We start from the raw sequence: 19,426 nt of genomic DNA, 5'->3' as shown, positions 1-19,426 counted from the left end.
GTTCTCATGAAGATCTTCGCCTACTGGGCCGCCCGGACCGGCATCTTCTTCGCCGTGGTCGCCGCGCTGTGGCTCGTGGGATGGTTCGACATCATCGCGGTCATCGCCGCGTTCGTGGTCGCGTGGCTGATCTCCTACCTCGCCCTGCCGCGGCTGCGGCGCGAGGCGCAGGAGCAGATGGCCACCATGCTCGACAGGTCGGGCAAGGCGCGTCGCGCGGAGGATGCCGAGGAGGACGCGGAGATCGGCGGCGAGGACTCGCAGAGCCGGCGCTGAGCGGCGGCGGTGGGGCTCAGCGCCCGGACGCGCGACGCAGCCGGCGGCCCACGGAGGCGTCGTACAGGAACGCGACGCCGCAGCCGATGAAGGCGAGGCCCATGAGCCCCATCCCCACTGCGGACAGCACCGAGCCGGTCACGAGCGACAGCAGCGCGAACAGCAGCAGCGGCAGCGCCACGACGATGAGGCAGATGCCTCCGACGGTCGACCAGACGGGCTCGAACAGCCCCCAACGGATGCCGCCGCGCGGCTCGAAGGGCTGCGTGTAGAGGGACGGCTGGGCCGAGGCGTTGGATGGATCAACCGGGGCGACTCGCTCGTGTGCCGTCCACGCCGTGCCGTCCCACCAGCGCTCGAGCCCGTCGGAGCGCCGGTACCACCCTGGCGGGGCAGCAGGAGCGGACATGCGCCGAGGCTACCAGCGGACGTGTGCGGCGCACGGCCTCACAGCAGGATCCCCACGGCCATCAGCAGGCCGTAGACCAGGCCCACCGCGGACAGCCCCGCGAAGATCGTCTTGAGCCCGCCGGCGGGCATGCCGGTGCGCTCCCGCAGTGCGCCGTCCACGCGCATCGCGATCGCGAAGTACAGGCTCGGCAGCGCCACCACGGTCGCCAGCAGCACCCACGGGTGCGCGAAGGACACGACGATCGCGACCGCCACGGGGGCCAGCACCACCGCGGCGAACACCTGTCGAGCGCGGAACGAGCCGAGCCGCACCGCGAGGGTGATCTTGCCGGACGCGGCGTCGGTGTCGAGGTCCCGGATGTTGTTGACCATGAGCATCCCCACCGCGTACAGGCCCACGCCGATGGACGCGATCACCGCCCACCACGTCACCGTGCCGGCCTGCACGTACAGCGTGCCCAGCAGCGCCACGGGACCGAAGAACACGAACACGCTCAGCTCGCCCCACCCCGAGTACCCGTAGGGGCGGTCGGAGCCCGTGTAGGTCCACGCCGCGATCATCGCGAACATGCCGACGAGCAGCAGCCAGTACGTCGAGGTCAGGACCACCAGCGAGATCCCCGCGACCGCCGCGACGGCGAAGCTGAGGAATGCCGCTCCCTTGACCGCGCTCGGGGTGGCCTTGCCGGTGGCGACCAGGCGGTCGGGGCCGATGCGGTCCACGTCCGTGCCCTTCACCCCGTCCGAGTAGTCGTTGGCGTAGTTGCTGGCGATCTGCAGCGCGAGCGCGACCACGAGGCACAGCAGCGCGGCGGTGGCCTCGAACGCTCCCAGCGCCGCCGCGCTCGCGGAGCCGACGGCGACTGGCGAGATCGCGGTCCACAGGGTGCGCGGGCGCGCGCCCGCGATCCAGTCGGCACTGCTGGTCATGGGGCCTCCTCCGCAGCGCGCGCGACGATCGCGCGCGCCGTGCTGCGGTCGATCTTGCCAGCATCCGTGCGCGGCACGGCATCCCTCGCCAGGATGAACCGCGGCATCGCATGCCCCGGCACGTCGAGCATCCCGCGCAGCGCGTCGACATCCGGCACGCCCTCGCTCGCGGACACCACGAGGGCCGCGACCCGTTCGCCCCACTCGGCGTCCGGCACCCCCACCACCACGGCGTCGACGATGCCGGGAACCGTGAGCAGCGCACGCTCCACCGCCGCGGGATGGACGTTGAGGCCGCCGGAGATGATGACGTCGTCCGCCCGCCCGTGGACGGCCAGGCGCGAGCCATCCCATGCCCCCAGGTCCGACGTGAGGAACCAGCGTTCACCGTCGCGCTCCACGAAGGCCCCATCGTCACCATCGGCGTAGCCGTCCGCGAGCGTGGGCCCGGCAAGGAGGATGCGCCCCTGTGCGTCTGTGGTGGCGCCGACCGCCGACAGCGGCGCCCCGTCGTAGACGCAGCCCCCACAGGTCTCCGTCATCCCATACGTCTCCACGGCGTTGGACGGCAGCGCCATGCCGGGCGGAGCGCCGCCCACGAGCACCGCGTCGAAGCGCGCGAGCGCCTCCGAGCCCTCAGGACTGGCCAGCAGCCGTCGCACCTGAGTGGGCACGAGCGAGACGTAACGGCGCCCCTGGGGCATGCGCGAGGCCGCCGCAGCGAACCCCTCCGGCGTGAACCTGCCCGCCGCGGTCTCGACCACGGCTCCGCCGCCCACGCGCGCACGAGCGACCACCATCGCTCCGGCGATGCGATCCGTCGGCAGCGCCAGCAGCCAGTGGCCGGCGCCCCCCAAGCGCTCCAGCGTGGCGCGGGCAGAGGCGACCACCGCATCTGCGCTCAGGAGCACCTCGCGCGGCTCCCCGGTCGAGCCGGAGGTCCGCGCCGCCACGCCCCGAGCGCGGCCCGCGAGCGCGTGGTCGATGGCGTCTGCGCCTGCGTCGACGAGCCGGGCGTAGTCCATGGACCCAGCGTATGCCGCGCCTACAATGGCCCACATGAAGAGCCAGCGCATCGCGTCTGTGTCCGCCCTCGCCACTGCGATCGCCGTGGGGCTGACGGCGTGCGCCTCGTCGCCCGACGTCGAGTCCGGTCCGGCGACCACCGCCAGCATCGCCCCCACCCCCGAGCGCACCATCGCGCCGTCGCCGCCGGAGGACCCGCGTCCAGACGTGGTCTGGCCGCTCACCGGGGTGGACGCCGAGAGCGCGGATCCCACGGACCTGGAGCGCCCCGCGCTGTCGATCAAGATCGAGAACTCGGACAACGCGAAGCCCCAGTCGAACCTGCAGTACGCGGACATCGTGTTCGAGGAGCAGGTCGAGTACGGCATCTCGCGGCTGGTCGCGATCTATCACTCGGAGACCCCGGAGACGGTGGGCCCCATCCGCTCGATGCGGCCCATGGACCGGAACATCATGGGCTCCCTGGAGGGCCCGCTGGTCTTCTCCGGCGCGCAGCGAGGCTTCATCAGCGCCGCGCAGTCCTCGGGCCAGGAGCTGATCGCCCAGGACACGGGCGGCTACGGGTTCTTCCGCACCTCGGACAAGCCTGCCCCGCACAACCTTCACGGCACGCTCGCCGACTTCTACGCGCAGACGGACGCCACGGCGCCGCCACAGCAGTTCGAGTATGCGTACCCGTCCGAGGACTCGAATGTCATCGCCGAGGGCACGGCGACCACGACGATCGACATCTACGCGTCGCCGCGCATGCAGCCGCAGTGGGACTGGGACGAGTCCGCGGGAGCGTGGATGCGCTCCGAGGCCGGCACTCCCCACACCACGTCGGACGGAACGCAGCTGAGCGCCACGAACGTGGTGGTGCTGTGGGTCGACATCGTCCCCAACTCGTCCGGAGGCGGCTCGGCTGTTCCCGAGACCGTCGTGGTGACGGACTCCGGCACGGGGTACGTCGCCGCCGAGGACACCTACGTCCCGATCACGTGGTCCAAGGCCGGCCAGTTCGACCCGTACGTCCTCGAGACCGAGTCAGGTGAGGTCGTGGAGCTGGTGCCCGGCAAGACCTGGGTCGAGCTGGTGCCGCAGTCCGGTGGCGCAGGCAAGGGCACCGTCGCGTTCAGCTGACGGCGCGCCGCCCCGGGGCAGGTGCGCGGGCTCAGAACGCGTACGGGAACCGGGTCCAGTCAGGATCGCGCCGCTCGAGGAACGCATCGCGGCCCTCCTGGGCCTCCTCGGTCATGTACGCCAGGCGGGTGGCCTCGCCGGCGAACACCTGCTGGCCCGCGAGCCCGTCGTCCGCGAGGTTGAACGCGAACTTCAGCATGCGGATCGCCTGCGGTGACTTCGCGGCGATCGCCTGCGCGTACGCGAGAGCGGTCGTCTCGAGCTCGGCGTGTGGCACGGCCTCGTTGACGGCGCCCCAGCGCTCGGCGTCCTCCGCCGAGTACTCGCGAGCCAGGAAGAAGATCTCTCGCGCGCGCTTGTCGCCCATCTGGCGCGCCAGGAGCGCGGATCCGTACCCGGCGTCGAAGGAGCCCACGTTCGCATCGGTCTGCTTGAAGCGGGCGTGCTCGCGGCTCGCGATCGAGAGGTCCGCGACCACGTGCAGACTGTGTCCGCCCCCCGCGGCCCAGCCGTTGACGGCGGCGATCGTCACCTTGGGCATGGTCCGCATGAGCCGCTGGACCTCGAGGATGTGCAGGCGGCCGCCGTGGGCGGGAGCGTCCGCGGCGCTGCCCTCGTACAGGTAGCCGTCCTTGCCGCGGATGCGCTGGTCGCCGCCGGAGCAGAACGCCCAGACGCCGTCCTTGGGAGCGGGACCGTTGCCGGTCAGGATCACCGCGGCCACGTCCGCCGTCTGACGAGCGTGGTCGAGCGCCCGGTACAGCTCGTCGACGGTCTGCGGGCGGAACGCGTTGCGGACCTCGGGCCGGTTGAACGCGATCCTCACGGCCGGCAGGTCGAGCTCCTGGTCGCCGTCGCGCGCCACCCAGCGGTGGTAGGTGATGTCGCCATCGGGGAAGCCGTCGATGGAGCGCCACCGCTGCGCGTCGAACGTGTCCGAGACCTGGGCCGGGATGTCGCTCATGCGAGTCAGCGTAGTCGCGCCGCATGCTCCCCCCTCGCCCGGCGGGAGCGAGGAGGGCGGGCGGCAGGTCGCAGGGCCGATGCGCGGCGCGCAGGCGCGTGCGTCGCCGTAGGCTGTGGCCATGGAGTTCCGGCCCTTCACCGTCGAGCTCCGCACGCGTTTCCGCGGCCTCACCAGCCGCCACGGCGTGCTGATCCGCGGCGCGGACGCCGACGGCACGGAGCACTGGGGCGAGTACAGCCCGTTCGCTGACTACGACGCCGCGCGAGCCAACCGGTGGTGGACGTCCGCGATCGAGGCGGCCCGCGGCGCCTGGCCGGACCCGGTGCGCGACTCGGTGACCGTCAACAGCATCGTCCCCCAGGTCGATCCCGCCTCCGCCCGCGCGTATGCCACCGCTGGCGGGGCGCGCACCGCGAAGGTCAAGGTCGCCGGCGGTGCCGCGCTGGCCGAGGACGCGGCGCGCATCGAGGCGGTGGCCGATGCGCTGGGTGCAGGCGGCGCGATCCGCATCGACGTCAATGGCGGCTGGGAGGTCGACGCCGCCGTGACCGCGCTCGCGGAGCTTGAGAGGGCCGCACGCACCGGCGGCATCGAGCGCCTGGAGTACGTCGAGCAGCCGTGCGCGCGGGTCGAGGATCTCGCCGAGCTGCGCCGCCGCACGGACACCCCTGTGGCCGCGGACGAGTCCATCCGCGTCGCGGGCAGCGCGGATGCGGTGCTGGCCGCGCACGCCGCGGACGTCATCATCCTCAAGGCACAGCCGCTGGGAGGCGTGCGGCGCTGCCTCGAGATCGCGGAGCAGGTCTCGCCGCTGCCCATCGTGGTGGCCAGCGCCCTGGAGTCATCGGTGGGACTCGCGGCCGGGATCGCCCTGGCGTGCGCTCTGCCGGAGGAGCCCCTCGCGTGCGGGCTCGGGACCGGTGCGCTGCTGGCGACCGACACCGTCCGCGACACCCTGCTGCCGGGCGCCGGGCGCATCGGCCCCCGCCCCCTGGAGGTGATCGCGTGAGCGCGAACCCGTCCGCCGCCTTCGCCCGTGAGCTGATCGCCTCGCTGGCGGCCAAGGGCGTCGAGGACTTCGTGCTGTGCCCCGGCTCGCGCTCGGGCCCCCTCGCGCATGCGCTCGCGGACGCCGGCGGCGACAACCCGCAGCTGGGTGCGCCCCGCGTCAACCTGCATGTGCGCATCGACGAGAGATCAGCGGCGTTCCTCGCGCTCGGCATCGCCCGTGGCCGCAAGGCGATCGGACAGTGCCGTCCCGTGGCCGTCATCACCACGTCCGGCACGGCCGTGGGAAACCTGCTGCCCGCAGTGATGGAGGCCCACCACGCGGGAGTGCCGCTGCTGCTGCTCACAGCTGACCGTCCCGGCGAGCTGCGCGGCGTGGGCGCGAACCAGACCACGGACCAGGTGGGCATCTTCGGCACCTTCGTGCGGTGGAGCGCCGATGCATCCGCGCCCGTCGCAGGAGACGCGCCCCGGCACGCCGCGACTCTCGCGTACCGAGCGGTCGCGATCGCGATGGGCGACCCGGCGCGCGACGACATGACCGGCACCCCCGGACCCGTGCACCTGGACCTCGAGTTCCGGGATCCGCTGGGCGCGGACGGCGGCGTGTGGCACGACCCGCCGCACGTGGAGGACATGCCCTCGTACGGCACCAGCATCGTCACGCCCGCCGAGGCTCCTGCGGCGCTGCCTGGCGTCGAGCGCGGGGTGGTCATCGCGGGCGACGGCGCGGGGGAGGTGGCCCGTCTGGTCGCCGAGGCGCACGGCTGGCCTCTGCTGGCGGAGCCGACCTCCGGCGCTCGTGCGGGCGAGGCGGCGATCGCGCGCTACCTCGACCTGCTGACCACTCCAGCGGGCCAGGACCTCGCCGATCAGGTGCACCAGGTGGTGGTGATCGGACGGCCCACGCTGTCGCGTCCCGTCCAGCAGCTCATCGCTCGTGCGCCCGCGCTGATGATCGCGGGTCATGGAGCCCGATGGCGCGAGGCGCCGCGGCACGCGGAGCGCGTGCTGCGCGAGGTGCCTCAGGCGTGGCTGGCACGCCACGACGGGCAGCTGGACCTGGGCGACTCGACGTGGTTGTCCGTGTGGCGCGACGCTGCCGCCGCGGTCGAGACCGACCAGCGTCCCTGGGGCAGGCGCGCGATCGCGGGCGCGTTCCTGGATGCGCTGGGCGAGGACGACGTCGCGCTGCTCGGATCGTCCGGCCCCATCCGGGCGGTGGATCGTGTCGCGCCGGCGTGGCCCGTGGGCCGCGCGCCGGCCCTGGTGGCCAATCGCGGCCTGGCGGGCATCGACGGCACGGTCTCGACCGCGGTGGGCCTCGCCCTCGCGACGGGCCGCCCCACGCACGCGCTGATGGGGGACGTGACCTTCCTTCACGACGTGGGCGGCCTGCTGGTGGGTCCGCGTGAGCGCCGGCCGCGCCTGCGCATCGTCGTCGTGAACGACGGAGGCGGCACCATCTTCTCCGGCCTCGAGCATGCGACGGCGGCGCCCGCTGACGTGGAGAGGGTGTTCACCACGCCCCACGGCGCGGACCTGGCGGCGCTGTGCGCTGGCTACGGCGTCGCGCACGCGTCCGTGCGCAGCGCGGATGCGCTGGCCAAGGCGCTCGCGCAACCGCCGCAGGCGCTCGAGGTCGTCGAGGCGCGGCTGCGGTGACCCAACGTCCGCGACTCGGCATGCGTTGTCCTGTCAGGGGAGGTGGGTCGATGCGCGCTGGAGCGATCGTGGCGGCCGCGCTGGCGCTGCTCGCTGGCTGCGCGGGCGACGATGAGGCGCCGCCCGGTCTCGACCCATGGCCCGAGCCCATGGTCGCCGCGATGGTCACCGAGCCCGGACCCGAGGCCTCCACCGTCCCGAACGTGGGTGGATCGGCCCTCGTGCTCGTGGGCGAGGACGGCATCGCGCGCTGGCACAGCGGCGCGGCGGAGACCGTCACCGAGGGCCTCGGACTGGACGGCACCTCGTGGGTGAGGGCCGAGGCGATCGCGTCCGGCGCCCGCTCGGCGCTCGTCACCGCGACCGTCGACGATGCGTTCTCCGTGAGGCTCTGGGCCGTGTGGGACCTGGAGACGGACGCGGTGACGGCCCTGCAGTGCGCGGGGGGCGAGCCCGACGTTCTCGGCCTGCTCGAGCCGCGCGGGGACACCTTCCTGGTGCTCGGCGGGTGTGGAGGCCCCGCGACCGTCGCGACCGTGGACGCCGCGACCGGCGAGGTGACGCCGGGCGAGCCTGCCGCCCGGGAGGCATCCGCGATGTGGCTGCCAGACCGCGATGCGTTCGTGTCCGTCGAGGGCGCCCCGGGGCCCTGCGTCGCGAGCGGCATGCTCGCGGAGACCGAGGTCGCCGTCACCTGCGATCGGGAGGATGCGCTGTTCGAGATCGGCACGGTCACGCTCAGCACGGCCGATGCGCAGTCGGGCACGTATGCTCCGCATCCGCAGTGGGGCGAGTACCCGCAGTTCCACCGGTCCACGGCCTTCGTGGCGCTGGGGCGCCACTGGGTCAGCGCCAACACCGTCGAGGGCACCCCGCTGCTGGCGACCGCGCAGTCCGAGGACGAGTTCTGGCTGACCCCGCTGGGGCACCTGCAGGATCGCATCCTCGCGGGACGCGGCCTCGACTCGTACGGCCCCGTGATCGGCGACGGCCCGGCGCTGGGCTGGTACGACCCCGTCGCGGGAGAGTTCACCCCGCTGCCGCTGCCCGAGGGCGCGCGCGGTGTGTCGCATGCGGCGACCGGCGTGCCGGTGGGCTAGCCGACCTCGAGGACCACCTTGCGCTGGTCGGGGCGCGGCCTCATGGCCACCTCGAACGCGCGCTCCACCTGGTCGATGGGGTAGACGTTGGTGACCATGTGCTGCGCGAGCATCGCGTGCGCGGTCAGGTAGTCCTGGGCCCTCTCCAGCATGGCGCGGTGATCGCGGGTCACGCCGGTCACCAGCGTGCCGTTGCGCCGGAAGAACTCGCGCAGCGGCAACGCGTACCAGTCGTCGTCCGGAACCCCGAACGCGACCACGGTGCCACCCGTCGTGATCGCGCTCATCGCATCGGCGAGAGTCGAGGTCTGATGCCCCACCATCTCCAGCACCACGTCCGGGCGATCGCCCTCCGCGATGTCGCGCGACCATCCGCGCGCGGTGTCGCGCACCAGCGCGTCGAACGGCAGTCCCACGGCGTCCTTCGCGCGGTCCACCGGGTCCACGCCCACGATCCGGCCGGCACCATGGTGATGCGCGAGCGCGCTGGCCATCAGTCCGAAGGGCCCCACGCCCACGATCGCGACGCTGCGGCCCGCCAACGGCCCCAGCCGGTCGAACACCGTCATGAGGCACGCGACCGACTGCGCCACCGTGACGTGGGCGTCGATTCCCGGCATCCGCACCTTGGCGACCTGGTCGCCTGCCGTCACGAAGCGTTGGCGCAGCGCGTCCCACTGGGACGCCCAGCCCACCACCCGGTCTCCAGCGCAGAAGTCCGCGTGCTCCGTCGCGATCACCACGCCCACGACCTCATGCAGCGGTCGCCCCGGCAGGCCCGCTCCCGCCGCCGGCACCATGGCGCCGCGCGCGAAAGGCAGGTCGGAGCCGCACACGGCCCCCGCCGTGAGCTCCACCAGGATCTCGCCCCGTCGCAGCGGGGGAGGCGGGCGGTCCTGAACCCGCTCGAAGCGGTGGGGCGCCGCGACTCGGTAGGCCCAACCAGTGTCCATGCTCATGAAGCGGACGCTAGCGCCGCGCGCGGGCTGCGCCCTGGGACCGAAGGCCGTGGTGCTCTCGCGCAGCGACCTCAGCCGTGGCGCCGGGCCACGAGCACGGAGTCCCGCAGCAGTCGTTCGTGGCCGTCCGCGTCGCGCGTGGTGCGCTCGCGCAGCGTCGCGGAGACCTCCCACTCGGCGCGATCCAGCACGTCCGAGACGTCCTCGGCGGCGAAGGCGGTGTCGCGCAGGTCCTCATGCTCCTGCGCGTGCGGATCGGTGGGGTGATGGCCGATCACCAGCAGCATGCCCCCAGGCGCGACGCCCGGGGCGAGCGTCTCCACGAGCCATCGCCCACCCTGCTCCGGGTGCGTGTAGAGCGACGTGACCAGATTCCACGGCCCGTGGTGGGCGATCACGTCCGCGACGTCGTCGTCGGTGAAGTGGATGTGCTGAGCGACGCCGGCCTCCTGCGCACGCCCGCGCGCCCTCTCGAGCGCGGTCGTCGACAGATCCACGGCGGTCACGAGCCAGCCCTGACCGGCGAGCCACACGGCATCGGCGCCCTCGCCGCACCCCACCTCGAGGGCGGTGCCGGGACTCGTCAGATGCTCGACCTCGTCCACCAGGGGCTGGTTGGGCTGGCCGCTCCAGATCGCGGGTCGCGAGCGGTACCGCGCCTCCCACGAGTCGCGACCCAGGTCGCGCATCGGCTCGTCATCGTGGCTGTGGTCGTGTCCCTCGTTCACGGCGCCTCCCCAGGTAGGCGACGGCCCCGGGCGCCGTCATGCCTGCGCGCCCAGAGCCCGTCGCATCGGCTCGAGCTTCGCTTCCGATTCTGCCCATTCTGCGCCCACTTCGCTCGCCGCGACGATCCCGCAGCCTGCGAACAGCCGCAGCCGTGTCGGGTCGGCAGGCGAGATCTCCGCGCTGCGCAGCCCGATGCACCACTCGCCGTCGCCTGCGGCATTGATCCACCCCACCGGTCCGGCATAGCGGCCACGATCGAGGCCCTCGAGCGCGTCGATCACGCGCGCCGCCGTCAGAGTGGGGGTGCCGCACACCGCTGCGCTGGGGTGCAGCTCGCGAATGAGCTCGAGGGCGCTCGCGTTGTGGCTCAGCACGCCGGTGACATCGGTCGCCAGGTGCATCACGTTGGGCAGGTGGAGCACGCTCGGCTCCTCCGGAACGTTGACGGAGCCGCAGTGAGACTCCAGCACGCTCGTCACGGAGCGCACCGCGTACTCGTGCTCCTCGCGGTCCTTCGAGGAGCGGGCGAGCGCCGCCGCATGGGCGAGGTCCGCGGTCTCGTCCCCGGTGGGCCGGATCGTTCCCGCGAGCACCCGCGACGTCACCAGGCCGTGGTCCACGCGCGCCAGGAGCTCGGGCGTGGCGCCCACCAGGCCGTCCACGTGGAAGGTCCAGCAGCTCGGGTACTCCGTGGCGAGGGTGGCCAGCAGCGACCTCACGTCCACCGGCGCCTCGGCGCGGGCCTGGACCGCGCGGGCCAGCACCACCTTGTCGAGCTCTCCTGCGCCGATGCGCTCGACAGCGGCGGACACGGCGCGCGACCAGGCGTCGCGGTCGCCGGTCGCGATCTCGACGCGGGGCAGCGCAGGCACGGTGGCGGTGCGTGCCGCGACGTCCGCGAACGCCGGCATTGCGGTCAGCCCGTCCTCGGAGATCACGGTGAGCCACGCCTCGTCCCCGCGCACGCCCACGACGTACCGCGGGATCACCAGGGCGCCGCCCGCGTCCGAGGCGTCGGCGAAGGAGAACGCCCCGAAGGCGATGAGGCCCGTGCCCGGCCGGTGGACGTCGTCGCGCACCACTGCGTGGCGGCTCACCCGGCGCCACCAGGCGTCAGCCTCGTCGATGCGGCTGGCGCCGCGAGAGTCGAGGCGAGCCACCTCTCCCCAGGCCACCAGTCCCTCGCCGCGCCGCACCCACGAGATGCCGGCCTCGGGCATGGTCGCGAGCAGGTCCTCGGGCGGGTCGATCGCCACCGTGCGGACCGTCAGCGGCCCCGGCATCGCAGCTTGCACACTCACCCCGTCAGCCTACGTCCGGCCCGCGACCGCGCCGTGCACCGCTCATTCAGGCAGCGGCACTCGCACCCCCACGTAGTCGCCGTCGAGGAACAGCGCTCCCTCGCCCGGGGTGCCGCGGCCCACGAGGGCCTTGGGGATCGACTGGCCCAGCGCCTGGGTGCCCAGGAGGCTGGACGCAGGCTGCAGGACGATGCCTCGCGCGGCCTTCTTGGCCTCCGCGATGGGCCCGCTGAACGCGGTCGCGACGGAGCCGGTGCGCGCCGCCGCGACGTACGTGCGGTTCGCGCCATCCATCATCAGCGCCGCCTCGAGCGGGGTGTCGCGGATGGTGTCCGCATCGTCCACGAGCACCACCGTGCGACCGGGCGGCGGCGTGCCCAGCGTCGCGGCATCGGTCGCGGTGTCCGTCACCACCGGCACCCCGGCCGCGGCGGCAGCCTGCGCGAGCGGCGACGAGCGCGGCGCCACGGCGAGCACGGAGTCTCCGCGCCGCGCCAGCTGGGTGCACAGTGCCGCCAGCACCGTCGACTTCCCGCTCGCGCGCTCGCCGGTGACGAGCAGGTGCTGACCGGCGCCCACGTCGACGGTGAAGCGCGACAGCTCGTCGCCACCCACGGCCACCACGGGATTGGCAGGGTCGCAGCCCTCGGCGGCGGGCAGCGCGAGGGCATCCGCGAGCGAGATGCGGCCGGGGAGCGTGTCCACCCGCATGGGGTGGGTCGCGAGAGCCACGGCGCTCCAGTGGGAGGCGACGCTCGCGATCACGTCGATCGCGTGGCGGTGCTGCGCCTCACCCGACACCTCGGGCGAGTGCACCACCCATTGGAGCTCCCGGCCGTCGGCGCCGTGCATGGCGCGGCCCGCGGGCAGGTCCTCCGGCAGCTCGCGGATCATGATGCCCGCCGAGCGATAGTCGGCGATGTCGCGCATCGGCAGCACGTACGTGGTGTTGACCGCGCCCGCGATGCGGTCCGCGGGCAGCGTGCGGTCGCCGCTGAGCACGAGCGTCATCCCGGTCGCGGGGCCCTCGCGCACGATGCGCATCATCTTGTCTCTCAGCGCGGTCATCTCGTCAGGAGTCATGGTGGCCGAGGCACGCTCCCAGCCGTCGACGACCATCGCGATGATGGGCAGGCGCGCGGCAGGGTCGCTCTCTCGCGCCCGCTGCTCCGCGAGCGATCCCACGCCGGCCGCGGACAGCAGTCCCTGGCGGCGGGTGAGCTCAGCCAGCAGCCTGTCGAGCAGACGTGACACGCGTGCGGCCTCCAGCCCGGGGACGATCGCACCGGTGTGAGGAGCGGCGTCGAAGGGCAGCAGCGCCCCGTTGCCGTAGTCGATGCCGTACAGGTGCAGGTCCTGCGGGGAGAAGCGCTGGACCATCTGGAGCATGAGGGAGCGCAGCGCCGTGGTGCGTCCCGATCGCGCGCCGCCGGCGATCAGCATGTGCGAGTCGTCGAGGAGGTGCCACAGGCGCGGGGCCTGGCGCTGCTCGCCGGGGATGTCCTCGAGCCCGATGATGAGGGCCCCGGACGGCAGCCGCTGGCCCACGAAGTGGTCGAGCGTGAGCACCGGCGGCAGCGGCGTGAGCCACGGCGACGCGTTCTTGGGGATGCCGGCGCGCTCGGCGGCGGCGAGCACCACGTTGACCAGGGCGCGCAGGTCGGTGTCGTCGTGGTCGACGTTGGCCGTGGCGCGCACCTGCTCCGGCGGGAACTGCAGTGCGTAGGCGACCACCTCCCAGTCCACCCGCGCCGCCGGGGGCGCGCCGCGGTGCTCGGCCACCGTGCCCGGTCGCACCCCGGCGACGCGAGCGGCCTGGAAGGCGGTGGGAGCCTGGTTGGCGCCGGCCTTGATGTACCCGCGGCCGGGCGTGGTGGTGCTGATGAGAGCGGCCTCGCCGGAGCCCAGCACATCCGAGGAGTCCGCCTGGTCCGTGACGCGCAGCGCGACGCGCATGTTGATGTTGGACTGCATCTCCGGCGTCACCGCGCCGGAGGGACGCTGCGTCGCGAGCACCAGGTGCACGCCCAGGGAGCGACCCACGCGGGCGATGCGCACCAGTCCGTTGATGAAGTCAGGCAGCTCGGTCTTGAGCTCCGCGAACTCGTCGATCACGAGCACCAGGCGCGCCAGGCCGGCGGCGGCGGCGGCCTCGGGGTTCTTGGCCCACGCGACGTCCACGTCCTTGGCGCCGATCTCGTCCTTGAGCACGCGCTCGCGGCGCTTGAGCTCGGCCTCGAGAGACGCGAGCGCGCGCTCCGTCTCGCGGGCGTCGAGGTTGGTGACCATGCCCACCGTGTGGGGCAGGCGCTCGCAGTCCGCGAACGCGGAGCCGCCCTTGTAGTCCACGAGCACGAAGTTGAGCGCATCGGGGCGGTTGGCCATCGCGAGCGCGATGATGAGCGTCTGGAGGAACTCCGACTTTCCGGATCCGGTGGTTCCCGCGACCAGCGCGTGCGGACCCGCCGTGGCGAGGTCGATCGCCACCTCGCCGTCCGCATCGGCGCCCACCACGACGTAGGTCTGGCGCGGGGTGCGCGACCAGCGCTCGAGGATCGGCTCCGGCCGCTCGAGGTCGACGCCCAGGAGGTCGACGTAGCGGACGCTGCGCGGCATCACCCCGTCATCGCCGATGCCGCTGATGTGGTGGTAGCCGCACAGCGTTCTGGCGATCTCCTCCGCCGCGGCGAGCGACATGCCGTCGAGCAGCACGCGAGCGTGGAACTCTCCCCGTGACTGGACGCGTGCCATGGCGGCGTCCGTGCGGTCGATCTCGATCACGGTCGCGGCCTCCTCGGGAAGGCGTGATCGGTCGTCGTCGAGCGCGAGCACGAAGATCCCGTGGTGGTGGCCGTGCTTGAGGAGCTCCACCATGCCGGGGAGCATGCGGTAGCGACGAGCGCCGTCGAGCACCACGAAGATGTGCGATCCGGCAGCGACGCCCTGAGCCGAGGCGAGGCGCCGCATCTGCAGCGTCGCCGCGAGCTCGCGCAGGCGCTCGCGTCGGGAGTCCTCGGTGTTGCCGATGGTGGCGCCCAGGCGCGCGTCCTCGTGGGTGTGCGGCAGCCAGGAGGTCCACGCCCACTGGTCGGGGTCGTCATCGCAGATGACCACGATCTGGCAGTCGCGCGGCGAGCGCAGGGTCGCGACGGACGCGAGCGCGGCTCGCGCCACCAGCCGGGTCGCGTGCGCCGTGCCGGCGACCCCGATGGGTCCCAGTGCGGCGTCGATCGACACCGGCTCGGGTGACACACCCGCGCTGTGGGGCTGCTCGCGGAACTTCTGTCCGCCGCCCTCGAACTTCACGCGCAGGTCGCCCTGTGCGACGCCGATGCGCACGCGCAGCGCGTCGGGATCGTCGTAGCGACGCTCCCACAGGCGGGCGGTGGGTCGGGTCGCGGTGTCGTGGATCACGACGGGGTCGGGCTGGTCGTACCAGCTCTGGATGCGTTGCTCGCGCACGAGCGAGTCGATGCGCTCCTCGGTGTCGCGGATCTCCTCGCGCCACGTCGCCTCCGTGCGCTCGCCGCGGCGGCGGGCGAGCTTGCGGTTCGCGAGGAAGGACCCGACCACCATGATGGGCGACGCGGCGGCCATCAGCAGCATCACGGCACGCCCGAAGATCATCGCCATCGAGACGCCCAGCACCACGGGCACGATCGCGGACAGCCAGGGCAGCGGCGTGCCCTCCTCCTCCTCGGGACGCTCTCCGGGGAGCGAGACGATCGGCTCGTCCGTGCGCGGCAGGATCCGCGACGGGCGGTTGAAGCCGCGCAGCCCGGTCTCGTCCTGCGTGAGGTCCGCGTCGCTCGCGGGTGCCATGCCCAGGCGCATGATGTGCGCGCCCATCTGCACCACGTCCGCGGGAACCGTGGTGAAGCGGTCCTCGTGGACCGTGACGCCGTTGCGCACCACGAGCGCGCCGGGTGCGGGTTCGATCACGAGCGACAGCGGACCGCCCGCCTCGGGCGCGTCGAGGGTGACGTGCGCGTGGATGGGCTCGAGGTAGGTGTCGTCGATCGTGACGTCGGCGTCGGTGGCGGCGCCGATCGAGAGGCGCTGGCCCGGCACGAGCGGGACGCTGTGCCCCGACAGCGGACCTCCCACGATCTCGAGGCGCAGCTGTCCCGCCGGCTGCAGGTGGTGCGGACGCGCGAGGTTGGTGCCCGAGGCGACGCCCGCCGCATGGAGGGTGAGGTCCGTTCCCGTCGCTCCCACGAGGGCGCTGGGCTGGACCCCAATCGCCGCAGCGAGCTCCTCGACCGTGGTGCCGTCGTCGACGTCGACGAGCCAGTCGAGAGCGGTGTCCGAGCCGTCATCGCTCGGTGTCGTCAGTCGCAGGCGGGTCACAGGACTCCTCGGGTGGACGGGTTCATGGCAGCACGGGGACGCGCGACCACAGGGCGCTCAGGATGCCAACGTCAGCGCCGGGGTCCTGGGTGGGGGTGCTGGGCGGCGCCGGCGTGGCCAGGGGTGCGGTCGCGCCGGCGACGGGCGCGGCCCCGGCCAGGCGCACGGACTCGGCGGTGGGGGAGACGGTGATGCTCGCGGCGGCGGAGCGCCCGTCCGGAGCCGTGAGGATGACGCTCACCTGATCCTCGAGGTCGCCGGGAGCGTCGCCGCGGGTGAACGTCACGGAGTCGGCCGTGCAGGTCACGGAACCCCGGGCCGTCGGGGGGCACTCGACGATGCTCCACTGGGCGCCGAGCGGGTCCGCGACCAGGTCTGCGGCGTCCCACGCGACGGTCTCCTGGAGGGGCACCACCAGGTGCAGGCCATGTCCGCCCTCCGCGTGCGAGGCTAGGAGCGGCACCGTGATCTCCGCTGGCTGTGACGCCGTCTGAGCCCCGTCGCGGACGGTGACGGCGATCACGGCCTCCGTGACGTCCGCGTCCGCGTCGATCACCAGGTGTCGCTCGGCTATCCAGGCTCGCACCCGCACCGGCCCGTCCTCGGGGTCGACGGCCTGCGCGCTCGCGGCCACGCCGGTCGAGCAGAAGGTGCACTCGGCGACCAGCGCCGCGAGAGGGATGAGGGTCCGCCCGCCGGCGACTCCTGGCGACTCGAACGGCCCCGCGACGGGCGTCGGGGCCTCCGGCAGCGCCAGCGCGAGCGTGTAGTCCAGGGTGCGGGGGTCGCCCGACTCGGTCGTGACCTCGATGGGGAAGGGCCATGGACCTGCGTCGGGGTCGAACGCGCTCGCGGTGACGACCACGCCGCCGGACTGGTCCTCGCACGACACCTGGACCGGCGCGCCCTCGGGAGCCGCCGGGCATGCGGCGAGGTCCCACGCCGCATTGATCGAGACCTGCGCCTGGGCGAGGTAGGGAACCTCGATGGTCATGGGGTCGACGGGTGCGGCCGATGCGCCAGGATCGGTGGCATCCGCGTTCGGCTCGAGCGCCGCGCCAGCGGGAGGTGCGAGAGCGATCACCGCGCCTGCGCAGACCGCGACGAGGACTGCCCGGCTGGTCGCGCCTGGGCGACGCGGGTGCGCGTCTCGGCTCATCCGGGCATCCTCCCGCGTCCCCCTATGATGCTGGTGTCACCCACCGCGATCGACGGTCGCCGCGAGTCTATCCGGCAGGACGTGAGGGAACAATGAGCGCCCCTGAGGGTCATCACCGCGTCAGTCATGATGACTACGCAGGGCGTGCCCTGCCGTTCGGCGACGCGCAGGCCGCGCGCGTGCGACTGGAGTCTCCGCGGCGGGTGCTGCCCGAGGTCGAGGAGGCGCAGAGCGCGGGGCGCCGCTGGTTCCGTCACCCCGCATTCATCGTGTCGATCGTGACGACGGTGCTCGCGATCGTCGCGATGGTGGTGCTGCTGGTGCTTGACCCGTTCGGGGACGACGACGCGGCCGCCGCGGTGGACGGCCTGACGATCACGACCGGCGACGGCTCCGTGTCCCTGGCATGGAGCGGCGCCGCGGACGGGGCCGCGCTGTACGCGTACGACCCTGGTGACGAGGCACCCGCGGATCTCAGCCAGCTGGTGCAGGGCCAGACCGCGTGGATCCCGCTCAGCGCGGGGCTCTACACCCCGCGCACGTGCTTCGCGGTGATGCCCGTCTCCGAGCCGCCTGCGCCCGTGCCGACCGCCGCGAGCGGAGCCGAGGATGCCGGCGGCTCGATGATCTGCGTGTCCGACGGGTGAGCCCGCTCCGCCTGGCGCTGGTGCTCGCCACCGCCGTCATCGTCGCGGGCTGCAGCACGAGTGCGCCGCCGGCAGGGCCCTCTCCCTCGGTTCCGGCGGGTCTCGACGCGATCCCGGCCACGCCTCTGCCAGCCGAGCGCAACGGGATCGAGGAGATGCCCTCCGCGACCGTCGAGGCCGCGATCCTGACGGCGGTCGACGCCCAGACGTCTGCGGAGGTCTCCGGCGCCCTGGTGCGCTCGACGACTCGGGAGGACGGCACGGTGACGCAGAGCCCCTTCTCGTTCACGTTCGCCGGGACGGAGCGTGCGTTCGACGCGAGCGCCACGTGGTCGGGCGCGACGGTGGCGCTGTCTGGCGCCGGCGAGGAGCTGTGGATCGCGGCCGACCCGGCTGCGGCGTCAGCGCTCGGGCGGCCCGACGCCGCGGGGCTGTGCCTCGCTTCCGACGATCCGCTGCGGGCGCAGTGGGCGTGGCTGGGCAGCGGGCGGGCCATCGTCGAGACGCTGCTGGGCGACGCCGAGCTGGGAGGAGCGGAGGTGGACGACACCGGCCAGTCGGTGACCTTCCAGGTGCTCGCCGGAGGCGCCGTGGTCGGCACCGTCGAGGTCTCCGCGACGGGACAGCCCGTGCCGTCACGGATCGAGCTCGAGGACCCGTCGGGTGCCGCGACCGTCGAGTTCTCGCGGTGGTCCGCGCCACCCGCTCCGATCGCCTCCGGGTGTGATGATCTCGACACCGAGTGAGGGTCGCGTGCGTCTAGACTTTCGTCCGACTCGCAACCAGGGGGAGTGAACCGAACGTGGCAGCACAGTGCTCGTACTGCGGCAGCGATCTGCGCCCCAACAGCATGTTCTGCCTGGACTGCGGCCAGCTGGTGACGCGCCAGGGTCCCGAGCCCGTGGGCGCCGGTTCTCGCAGCGATCGCTCGGAGAGCACCGCGCCACCGCAGCCTCGAGCGCCCGAGCCGCCGGCCCCGCCCGCGCCGTCCGCGTCCCCCGCGCCCGTCGCCGTCCCGCCATCCGCGGGGGGCGCCGCGCCCGAGCCCGCGGTGGCATCGCCGTCGGCCCCGCCCCCAGGTGCGGCGTCCTACGTGTGGGTGCTCGCGGTCGATGGAGCCGAGCATCTGCTGTCCCGTGACGTGGTCGTCGGCCGGCGGCCCGCGCCGGACGCAGGGGCGGATGCGATCGCCGTCGAGGACCCGAGCCGCACGGTGTCGCGCAGCCATGCGGTGATCCGTCGCCGCGGCGACGCGCTCACCATCGAGGACCTGGGATCGGCGAACGGGACCCGCGTCGAGCGCGGTGGCCGAACGGCGACGTGCGCTGCCGGTGCACCGCTCGCGATCGGCCACGGCGACGTGCTGTCCTTCGGCGATGTGCGCGCGACCCTCACGGCGCGGCTCGACGGCTAGTTCACGACCTCCCACCCACGAAGGAGCACCATGGCAGGCATCGACGACTACTGCGCGGCGGCGAAGGAGCCCACGGTGCAGCTGATGGCGGCCGTGTTCGACATCCAGACGGACCCCGCCAAGGGCGCCGAGGTGGTGGCTCTGGTGGACCAGCTGCTCGCGAACGAGGCGGCTCGTCCCTCGGAGCTGCCGGCCTCGGCCGACGGCTGGGTCAGGCACGGGACGCAGACGCTGCGCGACATGCGTGCCGCGGCGCAGGCCGGCGACGGCGCACGCGTCTGGGAGGTGTTCTCCGACAAGGAGCGCGGCATGTACCTGCTGGGCAACACCTGCCAGGGCCGCGCCGGCTGGTGACCCTGAGG

The 19,426-nt window shown here is 73.2% G+C and carries 18 protein-coding genes; 9 read left to right on the top strand and 9 right to left on the bottom strand.

Annotated elements, in window-relative coordinates:
• The first annotated feature begins 6 nt into the window (after positions 1 to 6).
• Positions 7 to 276, top strand: coding sequence for a DUF4229 domain-containing protein (locus Dac01nite_RS08390; protein ID WP_203655858.1), 270 nt, complete (start codon positions 7 to 9; stop codon positions 274 to 276).
• Positions 277 to 292: 16 nt separating this feature from the next.
• Here the strand turns inward: Dac01nite_RS08390 and Dac01nite_RS08385 are convergent, their stop codons facing one another.
• From Dac01nite_RS08385 to Dac01nite_RS08375, 3 genes are read right to left on the bottom strand one after another with little or no spacing between them, the layout of a single operon-like run.
• Positions 293 to 685, bottom strand: a complete 393-nt coding sequence (locus Dac01nite_RS08385; protein WP_203655856.1) for a DUF2510 domain-containing protein — start codon at positions 683 to 685, stop codon at positions 293 to 295.
• 38 nt (positions 686 to 723) lie between these two features.
• Positions 724 to 1,617 (bottom strand): 1,4-dihydroxy-2-naphthoate polyprenyltransferase, encoded by an 894-nt coding sequence (locus tag Dac01nite_RS08380; RefSeq protein WP_203655854.1) that lies wholly within the window; start codon positions 1,615 to 1,617, stop codon positions 724 to 726.
• Positions 1,614 to 2,642, bottom strand: coding sequence for an AMP-binding protein (locus Dac01nite_RS08375; protein ID WP_203655845.1), 1,029 nt, complete (start codon positions 2,640 to 2,642; stop codon positions 1,614 to 1,616). The genes Dac01nite_RS08380 and Dac01nite_RS08375 overlap by 4 nt, the downstream gene beginning before the upstream one ends.
• Positions 2,643 to 2,676: 34 nt before the next feature.
• Between Dac01nite_RS08375 and Dac01nite_RS08370 the strand changes: the two genes are divergently transcribed.
• Entirely contained in the window at positions 2,677 to 3,765 is a 1,089-nt protein-coding gene (locus Dac01nite_RS08370) for a DUF3048 domain-containing protein (RefSeq protein WP_203655843.1), read from the top strand.
• A 31-nt stretch (positions 3,766 to 3,796) separates the two neighbouring features.
• On the opposite strand, the gene Dac01nite_RS08365 is transcribed toward Dac01nite_RS08370, so the two are convergent.
• Positions 3,797 to 4,729 carry a 1,4-dihydroxy-2-naphthoyl-CoA synthase gene (locus Dac01nite_RS08365; protein ID WP_203655841.1) on the bottom strand — a complete coding sequence of 311 codons (933 nt, stop codon included), beginning with the start codon at positions 4,727 to 4,729 and terminating at the stop codon, positions 3,797 to 3,799.
• Between the two features lie 121 nt (positions 4,730 to 4,850).
• On the opposite strand from Dac01nite_RS08365, the gene Dac01nite_RS08360 reads away from it, so the two are divergent.
• Genes Dac01nite_RS08360 through Dac01nite_RS08350 form a run of 3 tightly spaced genes read left to right on the top strand, consistent with a single transcriptional unit; the run spans position 4,851 to position 8,505 of the window.
• Entirely contained in the window at positions 4,851 to 5,741 is an 891-nt protein-coding gene (locus Dac01nite_RS08360) for an o-succinylbenzoate synthase (RefSeq protein WP_203655832.1), read from the top strand.
• Positions 5,738 to 7,405, top strand: a complete 1,668-nt coding sequence (menD, locus tag Dac01nite_RS08355) for a 2-succinyl-5-enolpyruvyl-6-hydroxy-3-cyclohexene-1-carboxylic-acid synthase (protein ID WP_203655825.1) — start codon at positions 5,738 to 5,740, stop codon at positions 7,403 to 7,405. Before Dac01nite_RS08360 ends, menD begins: the two co-directional genes overlap by 4 nt.
• 50 nt (positions 7,406 to 7,455) lie before the next feature.
• Positions 7,456 to 8,505 carry a hypothetical protein gene (locus Dac01nite_RS08350; protein ID WP_203655815.1) on the top strand — a complete coding sequence of 350 codons (1,050 nt, stop codon included), beginning with the start codon at positions 7,456 to 7,458 and terminating at the stop codon, positions 8,503 to 8,505.
• Here the strand turns inward: Dac01nite_RS08350 and Dac01nite_RS08345 are convergent.
• The 5 genes from Dac01nite_RS08345 to Dac01nite_RS08325 form a co-directional block, all read right to left on the bottom strand.
• The gene (locus tag Dac01nite_RS08345; protein WP_203655813.1) at positions 8,502 to 9,464 is read right to left on the bottom strand and encodes a zinc-binding dehydrogenase; all 963 of its coding nucleotides are present in this window, start codon (positions 9,462 to 9,464) and stop codon (positions 8,502 to 8,504) included. The genes Dac01nite_RS08350 and Dac01nite_RS08345 overlap by 4 nt on opposite strands.
• 71 nt (positions 9,465 to 9,535) lie before the next feature.
• Positions 9,536 to 10,192, bottom strand: coding sequence for a class I SAM-dependent methyltransferase (locus Dac01nite_RS08340; RefSeq protein WP_203655811.1), 657 nt, complete (start codon positions 10,190 to 10,192; stop codon positions 9,536 to 9,538).
• Between the two features lie 36 nt (positions 10,193 to 10,228).
• Positions 10,229 to 11,494: an isochorismate synthase gene (locus tag Dac01nite_RS08335; RefSeq protein WP_239066586.1), complete on the bottom strand. Its 1,266-nt coding sequence runs from the start codon at positions 11,492 to 11,494 to the stop codon at positions 10,229 to 10,231.
• A 42-nt stretch (positions 11,495 to 11,536) separates the two neighbouring features.
• The gene (locus Dac01nite_RS08330) at positions 11,537 to 15,844 is read right to left on the bottom strand and encodes a type VII secretion EssC family protein (protein WP_203655809.1); all 4,308 of its coding nucleotides are present in this window, start codon (positions 15,842 to 15,844) and stop codon (positions 11,537 to 11,539) included.
• A gap of 22 nt (positions 15,845 to 15,866) precedes the next feature.
• Complete coding sequence (locus Dac01nite_RS08325) at positions 15,867 to 17,003, bottom strand: hypothetical protein (RefSeq protein ID WP_203655807.1); 1,137 nt, start codon at positions 17,001 to 17,003, stop codon at positions 15,867 to 15,869.
• 92 nt (positions 17,004 to 17,095) lie between these two features.
• Here Dac01nite_RS08325 and Dac01nite_RS08320 point away from each other — a divergent pair, with 92 nt between their 5' ends.
• Genes Dac01nite_RS08320 through Dac01nite_RS08305 form a run of 4 tightly spaced genes read left to right on the top strand, consistent with a single transcriptional unit; the run spans position 17,096 to position 19,418 of the window.
• Positions 17,096 to 17,650, top strand: coding sequence for a hypothetical protein (locus Dac01nite_RS08320; protein WP_203655805.1), 555 nt, complete (start codon positions 17,096 to 17,098; stop codon positions 17,648 to 17,650).
• Positions 17,647 to 18,396 carry a hypothetical protein gene (locus Dac01nite_RS08315; RefSeq protein ID WP_203655803.1) on the top strand — a complete coding sequence of 250 codons (750 nt, stop codon included), beginning with the start codon at positions 17,647 to 17,649 and terminating at the stop codon, positions 18,394 to 18,396. Before Dac01nite_RS08320 ends, Dac01nite_RS08315 begins: the two co-directional genes overlap by 4 nt.
• A gap of 56 nt (positions 18,397 to 18,452) precedes the next feature.
• On the top strand, positions 18,453 to 19,064 hold the full coding sequence (locus Dac01nite_RS08310) for an FHA domain-containing protein (RefSeq protein WP_203655801.1): 612 nt from the start codon (positions 18,453 to 18,455) through the stop codon (positions 19,062 to 19,064).
• A 30-nt stretch (positions 19,065 to 19,094) separates the two neighbouring features.
• Entirely contained in the window at positions 19,095 to 19,418 is a 324-nt protein-coding gene (locus tag Dac01nite_RS08305) for a hypothetical protein (protein WP_203655799.1), read from the top strand.
• Positions 19,419 to 19,426: the final 8 nt, after the last annotated feature.

Origin of the sequence: Demequina activiva (assembly GCF_016862815.1) — a bacterium.
Lineage (GTDB): Bacteria > Actinomycetota > Actinomycetes > Actinomycetales > Demequinaceae > Demequina > Demequina activiva.
This window is presented reverse-complemented; position numbering and strand designations above follow the sequence as displayed.